Genomic DNA, 11471 nt, shown 5'->3' with positions numbered 1-11471 from the left:
TCACTCGGGCGCGTCGCCGGTATAGGTCCAGCGATACCCCGGCGGGGTAGGCCCCTTGTTGCGCCCGCCCTGCTGCATCTGTTCCCACGCATGCGCGAGGATCCCGACCGAGCGGGAGAGGCAGAAGAGCCCGCGCGCCAGCGGCGGGGCAAAGCCCAGTTCGGCGTAGATCACCGCCGTCGCGCCGTCGATGTTCATGGGGATCGGGCGGCCCTTGCGCGCCTGCAACTCCGCCTCGATCCGGCCTGCCAGCGCCATGATCACGCCGTCACAGGCGCCCTCCGCGACCGCCTCCTGCACCAGCGCCATCAGGCGCGGCGCGCGCGGGTCGGTGGGGGTGTGGAAGCGGTGGCCGAAGCCGGGGATGATCGCGCCCCGTGCCGCGATCCACGCGTCGAGCGCATCGGGCAAGCCGCCGTCGAACCCGGCGACGAAGTGATAAAGCTCCACCGCCTGCTCGCCCGCGCCGCCATGCACGTCGCCCAGCATGTTCACGGCGCTGGCCATCGCGTTGTTCAGGGGCAGCCCGCAGGTCACCGCCATGCGCGCCGCCGCGATGGAGGGCGCCTGCGGCCCGTGATCGACCGCCGCGACCAGCGCCGCCTCGAAAAGCCGCGCCTGCGCGGGCGTGGGGCGGTCGCCGCGCACCATCAGCCAGATCATTTCGGGGAAGCTGACGTTGCCGATCAGGTCCTCGATGGGCGTGCCGCGAATGTCGATCCGGCCCGGCTCCATGTCGATGATCGCGGTGGACCACCAATCGGATACGTCGCTCATATCACCCCGTCCTTCTTCAGTGCCTCGATCTCGGCCTCTGTCAGGCCCAGCCCGCCCCAGACCTCAAGGTTCTGCGCGCCCAGTACCGGCGGCGGGCCTTTCGGAGCGGGGCGGGTGCCGTCGATCACCACCGGGCTGCCGGACAGGCGCAGGGTTTCGTCCCCGCATGGCACCTCCCCGATCAACCCGCGCCCGGCCATCTGCGGGTCGTCCAGCGCATCCGCGACGCCAAGAACCGGGCCGCAGGGCACGCCCAAAGCGTTCAATTCGGTCACCCAGCGCGCGGCAGGAGCGGTGCGCAGCGAGGCTTCCAGTTCCCCACGCAGCACGTCGCGGTTGGCCTTGCGGTGCTCCCGCGTGGCGAAGCGCGGATCGGACAGCAGGTCGTCGCGGCCAAGATGCCGCGCCAGGGCCTCCCACTGCACGTCGCGGTTTGCGGCGATGTTGATGGGGTGGTCGGCGGTGGCGAAGCTCCCGGACGGGGCCGAGGTCGGGTTCTCGTTGCCATGCGGGACCGGGGCGGTGCCGCCGATCATGTGGTTCGACACGACCCAGCCCATGGTGGAGACCACCGCCTCGGACATCGCGATGTCGAGGAACGCGCCGCGCGGGCGGGCGTTCAGGGCCGACGCGATGGCGAAGGCGCCGGTCAGTCCTCCCACGGTATCGGCGAGCGGGTAGCCCACGCGGGTCGGCGCGCTGTCCGGGGTGCCGGTGACGGCCATGACGCCGCTGATCCCTTGCACTATCTGGTCATAGGCGGGATCGTCGCGGCGCGGCCCGGTCTGCCCGAACCCGCTGATCGCGGCATAGATCAGGCGCGGGTTCTCGGCCTTCAGCGCGGCATATCCCAGCCCCAGCCGGTCCATCACGCCGGGGCGGAAGTTTTCGACCAGAACATCCGCCGTTTGCACCAGCCGTTTCAGCAGGGCCTTGCCCGCGTCGGCTTTCAGGTCCAGCGTGACGGATGTCTTGCCCGCGTTCTGGGCGAGGAAGCTGATCCCCATGCCGGCTGCGTTCCGCACAGGGTCAGCCCCCAGTTCCCGCGCCAGGTCACCCGAGCCGGGGCGCTCGACCTTGATGACCTCGGCCCCCATCAGGCCGAGGTGATAGCAGCAGAACGGCCCCGCCAGAACGTTGGTCAGGTCGAGGACCCGGACCCCGGCGAGCGGCTCAGTCACCGTCGGCCACGCCCTCGGCCCGGAGCCGCGCCCGGCGCGCGCGGTAGCTGGGCAGGAGCACCAGCACGACGGCGAGGATCAGGAGGCCCAGCGTCATCGGACGCTCCCACACGAAGCTCGCCCCGTCATAGAGGTTCATCGAGCGGGTGAAGTTGTCCTCCAGCATGGTGCCGAGGATGAAGCCGATCAGCAGCGGAGCCAGCGGGTAGTCGGCGAACTTGAAGATCGTCGCGCAGATGCCGAAGCCCACGAGGATCAGAAGCTCGGTCGCGTTGTTCTGGCCGATATAGGCCCCCATCAGCGTGAAGAAGAGGATGAAGGGGATCAGGAAGTTGCGCGGCACCGCCAGCACCTTGGCGATGTAGGGGATCAGCGGCAGGTTCAGGATCAGAAGCACCACGTTGCCGATATACATCGAGATGATGACCGCCCAGAAGATTTGCGGATCGTCGACCATCAGGCGCGGCCCCGGCGTGACGTTCAGCGCGATCAGCGCGCCCAAGAGGATCGCCGTGGTGCCCGATCCGGGGATGCCCAGCGTCAGAAGCGGCACGAAGGACCCGGTGCAGGCGGCATTGTTCGCGGTCTCGGGCGCGGCGAGGCCCTTGATCGAGCCGTGGCCGAACTCCTTCTGTTCGTCGCCCTTGGCGATGTTGCGCTCGACCGCGTAGCCGAGGAAGGACGCGATGGTCGCCCCCGCGCCGGGAAGAACGCCGATGAAGAAGCCCTGCAGCGACTGGCGGCCGATCACGGGGGTGATCTTCTTCGCCTCCTCGCGGGTGATGCGCAGGTCCTTGATCTCTCCGCTGTCGCCCTGGGCCGAGCGGGAGGGTTTGAGGACGAGGTAGAGCGCTTCGGGCAAGGCGAACATCGCCATGGCGAGCGTGATGAAGCCGAAGCCCGATTGCAGGTCCATCATGCCCATGGTGAAGCGCGGGGCGTTGAACTGCGCGGTCTCTCCGACCGTGGCCATGATGAGACCCAGCACCGTCATCAACAGCGCCTTCGACACCTGGCCCGTGCCCGCGAAGGCCGCGATGGCCGAAAGCCCCACGACCATCAGCGCGAAGTATTCCGACGAATGGAACAAAAGCGCGACCGAGGACAGCATCGGCGCGAAGATCATCAAGAGGATCGCCCCGATCGTGCCGCCCGCGAAGGACGCAATGGCGGCGATGGTCAGCGCCTTGCCGGCCTTGCCCTGTCGCGCCATCGGGTAGCCGTCGAAACTTGTGGCAACGGTCCCCGCGACACCGGGGGCGTTGAGCAGGATGGACGAGGTCGACCCGCCGAAGATCGCGCCGTAATAGACGCCTGCAAGCAGGATCAGCGCGGTGGACGGATCGCCGATGGTGATGGCGACGGGGATCATGATCGCGATGATCGACATCGGGCCAAGCCCCGGCAGCATGCCGATGAAGGTGCCGATCAGGCAGCCGCCGATCACCATCAGGATGTTCTGGAACGAAAAGGCCGTGGCGAGGCCCAGCAGGATACCTTCAAGCATGGCTCAGATCCCCATGAAGACGGGCAGGGGGCGCAGGAAGATGCCGAGGATCTCCTGCACCAGGTACCAGATGCCGAACGTGGCGATGGCGGCGACCACGATCATCGTGATCCAGCGCCGTTCGCCAAGGATGACCGATCCGCCGATCAGGAACCCGCCGGTCGCCAGCAGGAAGCCCGCGGGGCGCAGCAGAAGCGCGTAGGCCACCATCAGGCCCAGCAGCAACAGCGCCTGACCCAGCTTGTATTCGTGCAGGCGGCGGTAATCGATGTCGCCGATGGTGACTTCGCTTTTCTCGATCCCCAGAAGGACGATCAGCGACAGGACCACGCCGGCGATGGACAGGACCTTGGGAAAAGAGGACGGCCAGACGGCCGAGCGGCGCATGATGGGCGGCATCGAGGCGTCCATCGTGAACCATGCGGTGTAGCCGTAGACGAGGCACACACCCAGAAGGACCAGCGCGATCCAGCGATCCAGAGCCATCTTTCTCCCCCTCAAGATGGAAAGAGGGCGGGAAGACCCCGCCCTCGAACAGTCAGATTATCAGAGGAAGCCGAGCTTCTTCATCAGGTCGCCGATCACCTTTTCCTGGTTTTCCAGGAAGGACAGGAAGTCGTCGCCCGAGTTATGGATGTTCACCCAGCCGTTGCGCGCGCGCACTTCTTCCCATTCCGGGGTGTCGTACATCTTGGCGATAGCGTCCTGGTACATCGCCAGCTTGTCACCCGGCAGGCCCGGCGCCGCGAAGAAACCGCGCCAGTTCACGAAGGAGGTGTCGATGCCCTGTTCCTTCATGGTGGGTGCGCTATCCATTGCCGCGACACGCTCGTCCGCGGTCACGCCGATGATCTTGACTTCACCCGCCTGCGCCAGTGCGACCGCTTCGGAAAAGCCGGTCGAAAGGGCCGCGATTTCGCCCGACAGCAGGGCTGCCATGGCTTTGCCGCCCGCGTCGTAGGGGATGTATTTCACGTTCAGCGCGTCCTTGCCGGCGGCTTCCATCACCATCGCCGCGACAAGGTGGTCCATGCCGCCGGGGACCGAGCCGCCGCCGATGGCGGTGCCCGCCGGGTCGGCGTCATAGGCCGCGATCAGGTCGGCCATCGAGTTGATGTCGCTGTCGGCGGCCACGACCATCGCGGCATAGTCGCCGATGGTGCCCGCAACCAGCGTCAGGTCGCGGAAGTTGTGCGGGAAGACGCCCGTCAGCGAGCGGATCACGATGGGGGTCGAGTTGACCATCAGCGTGCCGTAATTGCTTTCGGCGTTCTCGATCAGGTAGCCGATCGCCTTGCCGCCGCCACCGCCGGACATGTTTTCATAGGATGCCGAGCCGACAAGGCCCGCATTGGTTAGCGCCTCGCCGGTGCCGCGCGCGGTCCCGTCCCAGCCACCGCCGGCTCCGCCGGGGATCAGGAAGTGGATGCTGTCGAGCACCTGGTGCCCGTCGGCCAGCGCCGGGCCGGTCAGGCCAAGGGCGGCCACGGCCGCGATCAGGGCGCGGCGGCCCATCGTGAATGTCGTCATGTTTTCCTCCCATTTGACAACCGTCCGCAGCGCGGATCAGTTGGACGACAGAAACCACGCCAACCTGACACGGACCTGTCACCGGCGAGATTTGATGGGGTTTGGATGAAATTTCTGCTGGTCGAGGACAACAGGGCCCTTGCCGACGCGGTGGCATCCCGCATGCGGCTGGACGGCCATGTCATTGATCATGCAGAGAAACTTGAAGACGCATCCGCCTTTGTCGCAACCGGGGATTACGATCTTATCCTGCTCGACATCATGCTGCCCGATGGCGATGGCCGCACCTTCCTGGAACGCCATCGCGCCAGCGACCTGGACACGCCGGTCATCGTGTTGACGGCGCGCAGCCAGGTGTCGGACCGCATCGGCTCGCTCGACCTTGGCGCGGACGACTACATCACCAAGCCCTTCGATCATGCCGAGCTTGAGGCGCGCTGCCGCGCCGTCCTGCGGCGCAAGTCGGGCAATGCCAAGACCACCATCGAACGCGGCGGGATCGTGTTCGACCCGGTGGCGGGGCACCTGTCGGTGGGCGGCGTGGGCGTCACGCTGCGCAACCGCGAATTGCGCCTGCTGGAGGTGTTCCTGAACGCGCCGGGGCAGGTCTTTTCCAAGCAGAAGCTGGCGGACCGGCTGTTTTCCTATGACGACGACGTGTCGGAGAACGCGATCGAGGTCTATATCGGCCGCCTGCGCAAGCACCTCGAAGGGTCGGAGCTAAGCATCACGACCCTTCGAGGTCTGGGTTATCGGCTGGACCATGCAGGATAATCCCAAGGTCTCGGGCTCGCTGCGGAAGCGGCTGGTGCTGACGCTGATCGGGGGCGCGGCGCTGTTGGCGTTCCTTTTGTTCCTCGCGGTGCGCAATTTCGCGGTGCAGGTCGCGCAGCAGGGGCAGGACAATATCCTGTTCGCCTCCGCCTCGTCGATGCTGGACGCGGCGAGCCTGAGGGATGGCGTGGTGGAGGTGGACCTGCCCTATTCCGCCTTCGCCATGCTGACCACGCCCGCCGATGACCGCGTCTTCTACGCGATCTACGAGGACGGGACGTTCCTGTCGGGGTATGACGACCTGCCGTTCTTCGGATCGCTGGACGATGACCGCCCGAGGTACCGCACGGCGCAGATGCGCGGGGCGACGGTGCGGCAGATCAGTGCGCACCGGACGCTGATCGGCGCGAACCGGCGCATCAACCTGCAGATCGTGCTGGCCCAGACGCAGGACGCGCTGTCGGAGACGCTGGACCGGATCTTTCGCACGGCGGCGCTGTTGGGCGTCAGTTTCTTCGCGCTGGCCGCCGCGATGTCGCTGTGGGTCACGTCGTCGACGATGGGGCAGCTCAACCGCCTGACCACGTCGGTCACGCGGCGCGGGCCGCAGGACCTGAGCCCGTTCCGCAACCCCGTCCCGCAGGAGATGGCGCCGCTGGTGAAGTCGCTGAACTCGCTGATGGGGCGGCTCGACCATTCGCTCAGCCAGTCGGAGGATTTCATCGCCGAGGCCGCGCACCGCGTCCGCACGCCGCTGGCCACGGTCCGGTCTTATGCCGAGGCGACGCTGCAGCGGGTCGACAAGGAGGAAAACCGCGAGGCGATGCGGTCGATGATCAAGGCGATCGACGAAAGCTCGCGCACGGCGGGGCAGTTGCTGGACCACGCCATGATCACCTTCCGCGCCGACCAGATGGAGCGGCGCGAATTCGACCTTGTCGAATTGCTGCGCGAACTGGTGCTGCAACTGGCCCCCATCGCCGAGATGAAGGACCTGGCACTCAACCTGCATGGCGCGCCGTCGGTGCCTTATGCGGGCGACCCGATCCTGATCCAGAACGCGGTGCGCAACCTGATCGACAACGCCATGAAATACGGGCCCGCCGAAAGCGCGGTGGACATCACCGTGACCGCCGGGCCGCCGGTCAGGATCACCGTCTGCGACGAGGGGCCGGGCTTCCCGGCGGACGAGATCGACCGGCTGACCACCCGTTTCGCGCGCGGCCAGAATGCCGAGGGCAAGGTCGGGTCGGGCCTTGGCCTGACCATCGCGCAGGACGTGGCGGGCGCGCATGGCGGCAGCATCGAATTGTCCAACCGGGAGGAGGGGGGCGCATGCGTTACCTTGTTGCTGTGATCCTCGCGCTGCTGGCGCTGCCGCTCGCGGCGCAGGACTGGGAAGACCGGCAGGTCTTTGGCGCGGGGGACGCCGCCGTGACGCTGCGCATCGTGTCGAGCACCGACACCGACCTTTTCGCACCGCTGATCGAGGGGTTCGTCAGCGCCAATCCCGACATCGCCATCGAGTACCTCGTCACCAACACAAGCGATATCGACAAGCGCTTTCGCGCCACGCCCGAGGCCTTCGACGTGGCCATTTCCAGCGCCATGGACCTGCAACTGAAGCTCACGAATGACGGCTATGCCGCGACGCTGGAAGGCGTGACGCATCCCGCATGGGCGCAGTGGCGGCAAAGCCTGTTCGCCTTCACCTCGGAACCCGCCGCCATCGTGGTGAACCGCGCCGCGTTCGAGGGGCTGGCGATCCCGCGCACCCGGCAGGAACTGATCGAGATCCTGCGCGCCCATCCCGACCGGTTCCGGGGCCGCGTCGGCACCTATGACGTGCGGCAATCGGGGCTGGGATACCTTTTCGCCACGCAGGACGCCCGCGCGTCGGAGACCTTCTGGCGGCTGATGGAGATCATGGGCGGGCTCGACGTTGCGCTGTACTGCTGTTCCGGCGACATGATCGACGACCTGATCGCAGGGCGCATCGCCGTCGCCTACAACGTGCTGGGCAGCTATGCCGAGGCGCGGGTGGCGGGGGACGGGCCGCTGGACATCATCCTGCCGTCGGATTTCCGGACCACGATGATGCGCACGGCGCTTGTATCGGGCGATTCGCCCCGGCCCGAGGCGGCAGAGCGGTTCGTGCGCGCGCTGATCGCCTACACGCCCGAAGGGGCCGCTGCGGGGGGCGGGCGGTCGCTGCCGCCGCTGGCCGTCGAGGACCCCGGCGCCGACCGCGCGACGATCCCTCTGGGCCCGGCGCTGATGACCTTCCTCGACGCGTTGAAACGCGACAAGTTCCTGGAGGAATGGGAAAACGCCGTCGTTCAGGACTGAACGCGGTGCGGTGCGGCGATGTCGGGAAGAAGTGGCAGCCCGTAGGGGAATCTTAAAAGTGAACATGTAGATGCTGTATTCAAATACACTAGGTTTTGAATTCGACCCGCATATAAGCGTGGAGCAAGACGGTGACGCTGTCATAGTTACACCAATTGTGTAACGTCCGGACGAGACGGTTAGCCTGACGGCTATCGAAGTTTTTGCCAGCACAATCGGTCTGCAGGGACCGGCAAGCCTGCCGGGTAGCGGCTCGGGCGGGACCCTGCTGCAACCACCCAACTCTATAGACGAGCCTGAACCCGCGTTCTATTACTAAGGGTGGGAAGTCGTGAATGGCGTGCGGTTAGTTCGACGCGCCTCACGGCCTATGGCCGTGAGGGCAAACCCCAAGATCAGGCATCCCGGACCGGCCACCGCTGAAGCGATCTGACTAACCTTTAAACACCTATAGCACGTCCGAAACCAAGGTGCCTGAGCAGGAAATTCGCTATTCTAAGTCGTTGACGCGCTTGGCCGTCGCTTCGATCATGGCCCGTTCTTCTTTTTCTCTGACCTCTTGTTCAGTTCGCGCCTTTTCGGCTCTTGATATCCGCTCAGCTTCGCGCGCGTTTACTTCTTGAATGATCTTTCCGAGTTCGGATTTCAATCCGGTCTCTATCTCCACAAGCGGGCAATCAACTCTAATGTAAGCTCCTTCGACCTGAGCGTGTCGTTTCATCATATAAAAATGATCACGCCAAGAACGATTGAAGTCGTCTATCCAATCAGCGCTAGGGGAGGCTGAAAGAGTCAAGTAAACGTGGTATATTGCACCCTCGAACTTGTACGTTCTGTTGGCATCCATCCCAGTAATCTTGATGCTTGCCTGCTCTGTGTTCCTCATCTTGTTCACCCAATACCTTGCCTTCAACTAAGCATACACAAACTTCGATCATTCGTCCCGATGCTTTGCGCACCATCCGCATTCATCGGCGGCATGTTCCTCGTATGCTTCCTTGAGAAGATTTGTGTATTCGCGCGCTTCTAGCTCCGCTGCCCATGGCACCGGGCCATTTTCGCCCCGATTGCGGTCAGCCATTGCGAATCGGTAGAAATCGCCGTCGCCTCCTAGACCATCGTACCCGCCGCCATAAATTTGCTCATGGTAGGGGCACTGTTGCAAATAGCCTTTGGAAACCAAGTAACGGGCAGCGGCTCCAAGGTTTTGTTCGTGTTCAATCATCATTTCTTTGGCGCGACCCATATCATCCTCCGGTTGTTCGCGGACTGGTGATATAGGGGATGGGCGCAAACCTTCCAAGTAGCCTACCGGCTATAATGAGGTAATCGTTGCTATGCCTCTCTGCGCCATTGTGTTTAAAATGAGGTGAAACGCTTACGTGGAGCGCCATTTAACTATTTATTTTCATTGCCTTGCAGGAAGAAGTGGCAGCCCGTAGGGGAATCGAACCCCTCTTTCCAGGTTGAAAACCTGGCGTCCTAACCGATAGACGAACGGGCCACGCTGTGGTGGGGCGGGTTTAGGCAAACCGCCCGCGCTCTGCAAGTGGAAAATGTGCCGCGGTGCGCGGCGATCAAGGGCTGGCCGGGGCGGCGTCCAGAAGGGCCAGTTGCGGGCTTTGGCGGCCTTGCCAGGTGTTGATCTCCAGCCGCCCGGCGACGTGGAACCGCGCCCCGCCGTGACCCGACAGCGCCGCGCCCATCGGGCCGTCGAACGCGCCGAAGGCGATCGCGTCGATCCGCGCGCCCAGCCCGTCGCCGAGGGACAGTTTCAGGTGCCCGGAGCCTACTTCGCGCGCGTGCAGGACGCGGCAATCGGGCAGGGCAAAGCGGGGCGCGGGCGCGCCGGCCCCGTATGGCCCCGCGCGGTCGAGGTCCTTGACGAGGTCCACCGTGGCCGCATTGGGCATCAGCGTGCCGTCCAGCACGAGGTCGCGCGGGCCAAGCCGGTCGGCGCCCTGTGCTGCCAGCAGTTCGGACAGGCGTTCCATCGCGGCAGGCAGTTGCGCGCGGGACAGCGACAGGCCCGCCGCCATCTTGTGCCCGCCGCCCTTCTCGATCAGGCCCTCGCGGGCCAGCCGCTGGATCGCGGCGCCAAGGTCCACGCCCGCGACCGACCGGCCCGAGCCCTTGCCCGCGTCCCCGTCGAAGCCGATCACGATGGCGGGGCGGTTGGCGTGTTCCTTGAGGCGCGAGGCCACGATCCCCACCACGCCGGGATGCCAGCCATCGCCCGCCGCCCAGACCAGCGGGCCATCCATGCCGCGCTCTTCGGCCTGCGCCAGTGCGGCGTCGCGCACGCGCGCCTCGATCTCGCGGCGTTCGGTGTTCACCTCTTCCAGCCGGTCGGCCAGTGCCGCGGCCTCGGCCGGGTCGGTGGTGGACAGGAGCCGCGCGCCAAGGTCCGCCCGGCCCACGCGCCCGCCCGCGTTCACGCGCGGGCCAAGCACGTAGCCGAGGTGGTAGGCGGCGGGCGCGCAATCGAGCCGGGCGGCATCGGCCAGCGCCACGAGGCCGGGCCGTTCCCGCCGCGCCATGATCTTCAGCCCCTGCCGCACGAAGGCGCGGTTCACGCCGATCAGAGGCGCGACATCCGCGACCGTTCCCAGCGCCACGAGGTCGAGCATCGCCATCAGGTCGGGGCCCGCATTGCCCGCCGCGCGCAATTGCCGTCCGCATTCGACCAACGCCAGAAAGACGACGCCCGCCGCGCAGAGATGCGCGAGGTCGCCGGTTTCGTCCTGCCGGTTGGGGTTCACCACGGCAAGTGCGGGGGGCAGCGTCTCCCCGCCGAGGTGGTGGTCGAGCACGATAACGTCCGCGCCCTTTGCCGCCGCCAGCGCGTCATGGCTGAGCGTGCCGCAATCGACGCAGATGATCAGGTCATGCTCTGCCGCCAGCGCCTCCATCGCGGGGACGTTGGGGCCATAGCCCTCGTCGATCCGGTCGGGGACATAAAGCGTCGCCGTCAGCCCGAAATGGCGCAACCACGTGACCAGCAGCGCGGCGGAGGTGCCGCCATCCACGTCGTAATCGGCGAAGATCGCGATGCGCTCGCGCGCGGTGACGGCGGCCACCATGCGCGCGCCCGCCTGTCCCATGTCGCGCAGGTCGCGCGGGTCGGGCATCAGGTCGCGCAGTTTCGGATCGAGGTAGGAAGCCGCCGCGTCGGGCGCGACCCCCAGCCGCGCGAGCACAAGCGACAGGGCCGGGGAGAGCCGCGCGGTTTGCGCCAGCGCCGCCGCCGCGCGTTCGACCGCGACGCCGGGGCCGACCCAGCGGCGCCCGGTCAGCGAGGTTTCGATCCCGAGGAAGGCGGGTGGATGCGGCATGGCCTTGTTCATCCCTCA

Annotated in this window: 11 protein-coding genes and 1 tRNA gene; 3 read left to right on the top strand and 9 right to left on the bottom strand. The window is 66.0% G+C overall.

Going from position 1 to position 11471, the window contains the following annotated elements:
- From ATO11_RS16795 to ATO11_RS16775, 5 genes are read right to left on the bottom strand one after another with little or no spacing between them, the layout of a single operon-like run.
- A complete protein-coding gene (locus ATO11_RS16795; RefSeq protein ID WP_050532063.1) occupies positions 1 to 777 on the bottom strand; it encodes a citryl-CoA lyase in 777 nt (258 codons plus the stop codon).
- On the bottom strand, positions 774 to 1958 hold the full coding sequence (locus ATO11_RS16790; protein WP_050532062.1) for a CaiB/BaiF CoA transferase family protein: 1185 nt from the start codon (positions 1956 to 1958) through the stop codon (positions 774 to 776). Before ATO11_RS16790 ends, ATO11_RS16795 begins: the two co-directional genes overlap by 4 nt.
- A complete protein-coding gene (locus ATO11_RS16785; protein WP_050532061.1) occupies positions 1951 to 3465 on the bottom strand; it encodes a tripartite tricarboxylate transporter permease in 1515 nt (504 codons plus the stop codon). The genes ATO11_RS16790 and ATO11_RS16785 overlap by 8 nt, the downstream gene beginning before the upstream one ends.
- Positions 3466 to 3468: 3 nt before the next feature.
- Entirely contained in the window at positions 3469 to 3951 is a 483-nt protein-coding gene (locus tag ATO11_RS16780; RefSeq protein ID WP_050532060.1) for a tripartite tricarboxylate transporter TctB family protein, read from the bottom strand.
- A gap of 60 nt (positions 3952 to 4011) precedes the next feature.
- Complete coding sequence (locus tag ATO11_RS16775; protein WP_050532059.1) at positions 4012 to 4995, bottom strand: Bug family tripartite tricarboxylate transporter substrate binding protein; 984 nt, start codon at positions 4993 to 4995, stop codon at positions 4012 to 4014.
- 105 nt (positions 4996 to 5100) lie between these two features.
- On the opposite strand from ATO11_RS16775, the gene ATO11_RS16770 reads away from it, so the two are divergent.
- From ATO11_RS16770 to ATO11_RS16760, 3 genes are read left to right on the top strand one after another with little or no spacing between them, the layout of a single operon-like run.
- Complete coding sequence (locus tag ATO11_RS16770; protein ID WP_050532058.1) at positions 5101 to 5769, top strand: response regulator transcription factor; 669 nt, start codon at positions 5101 to 5103, stop codon at positions 5767 to 5769.
- On the top strand, positions 5759 to 7126 hold the full coding sequence (locus ATO11_RS16765) for a HAMP domain-containing histidine kinase (RefSeq protein WP_050532057.1): 1368 nt from the start codon (positions 5759 to 5761) through the stop codon (positions 7124 to 7126). The genes ATO11_RS16770 and ATO11_RS16765 overlap by 11 nt, the downstream gene beginning before the upstream one ends.
- Positions 7105 to 8118, top strand: coding sequence for an ABC transporter substrate-binding protein (locus ATO11_RS16760; protein ID WP_050532056.1), 1014 nt, complete (start codon positions 7105 to 7107; stop codon positions 8116 to 8118). The genes ATO11_RS16765 and ATO11_RS16760 overlap by 22 nt, the downstream gene beginning before the upstream one ends.
- A 490-nt stretch (positions 8119 to 8608) precedes the next feature.
- Here the strand turns inward: ATO11_RS16760 and ATO11_RS16755 are convergent, their stop codons facing one another.
- The 4 genes from ATO11_RS16755 to recJ all read right to left on the bottom strand — a co-directional run bounded on the left by ATO11_RS16755 (position 8609) and on the right by recJ (position 11465).
- On the bottom strand, positions 8609 to 9004 hold the full coding sequence (locus tag ATO11_RS16755; RefSeq protein WP_050532055.1) for a hypothetical protein: 396 nt from the start codon (positions 9002 to 9004) through the stop codon (positions 8609 to 8611).
- Positions 9005 to 9052: 48 nt separating this feature from the next.
- A complete protein-coding gene (locus ATO11_RS21855) occupies positions 9053 to 9364 on the bottom strand; it encodes a hypothetical protein (RefSeq protein ID WP_134643149.1) in 312 nt (103 codons plus the stop codon).
- A 183-nt stretch (positions 9365 to 9547) separates the two neighbouring features.
- Positions 9548 to 9622 (bottom strand) — tRNA-Glu (locus ATO11_RS16750).
- Between the two features lie 73 nt (positions 9623 to 9695).
- Entirely contained in the window at positions 9696 to 11465 is a 1770-nt protein-coding gene (gene recJ, locus ATO11_RS16745) for a single-stranded-DNA-specific exonuclease RecJ (RefSeq protein WP_050532054.1), read from the bottom strand.
- Positions 11466 to 11471 lie beyond the last annotated feature (6 nt).

The sequence above is a fragment of the Pseudaestuariivita atlantica genome (assembly GCF_001205715.1).
Taxonomy (GTDB): Bacteria; Pseudomonadota; Alphaproteobacteria; order Rhodobacterales; family Rhodobacteraceae; genus Pseudaestuariivita; species Pseudaestuariivita atlantica.
Note: the sequence above shows the minus strand (reverse complement) of the source record. Positions and strands in the feature narration are given on the sequence as shown.

Coding starts and splice junctions, on each gene's coding strand:
- ATO11_RS21855 (WP_134643149.1), bottom strand. CDS start 9,364: ATGGGTCGCGCCAAAGAAATGATGATTGAACACGAACAAAACCTTGGA.
- ATO11_RS16765 (WP_050532057.1), top strand. CDS start 5,759: ATGCAGGATAATCCCAAGGTCTCGGGCTCGCTGCGGAAGCGGCTGGTG.
- ATO11_RS16775 (WP_050532059.1), bottom strand. CDS start 4,995: ATGACGACATTCACGATGGGCCGCCGCGCCCTGATCGCGGCCGTGGCC.
- ATO11_RS16770 (WP_050532058.1), top strand. CDS start 5,101: ATGAAATTTCTGCTGGTCGAGGACAACAGGGCCCTTGCCGACGCGGTG.
- ATO11_RS16780 (WP_050532060.1), bottom strand. CDS start 3,951: ATGGCTCTGGATCGCTGGATCGCGCTGGTCCTTCTGGGTGTGTGCCTC.
- ATO11_RS16755 (WP_050532055.1), bottom strand. CDS start 9,004: ATGAGGAACACAGAGCAGGCAAGCATCAAGATTACTGGGATGGATGCC.
- ATO11_RS16760 (WP_050532056.1), top strand. CDS start 7,105: ATGCGTTACCTTGTTGCTGTGATCCTCGCGCTGCTGGCGCTGCCGCTC.
- ATO11_RS16795 (WP_050532063.1), bottom strand. CDS start 777: ATGAGCGACGTATCCGATTGGTGGTCCACCGCGATCATCGACATGGAG.
- ATO11_RS16785 (WP_050532061.1), bottom strand. CDS start 3,465: ATGCTTGAAGGTATCCTGCTGGGCCTCGCCACGGCCTTTTCGTTCCAG.
- recJ (WP_050532054.1), bottom strand. CDS start 11,465: ATGAACAAGGCCATGCCGCATCCACCCGCCTTCCTCGGGATCGAAACC.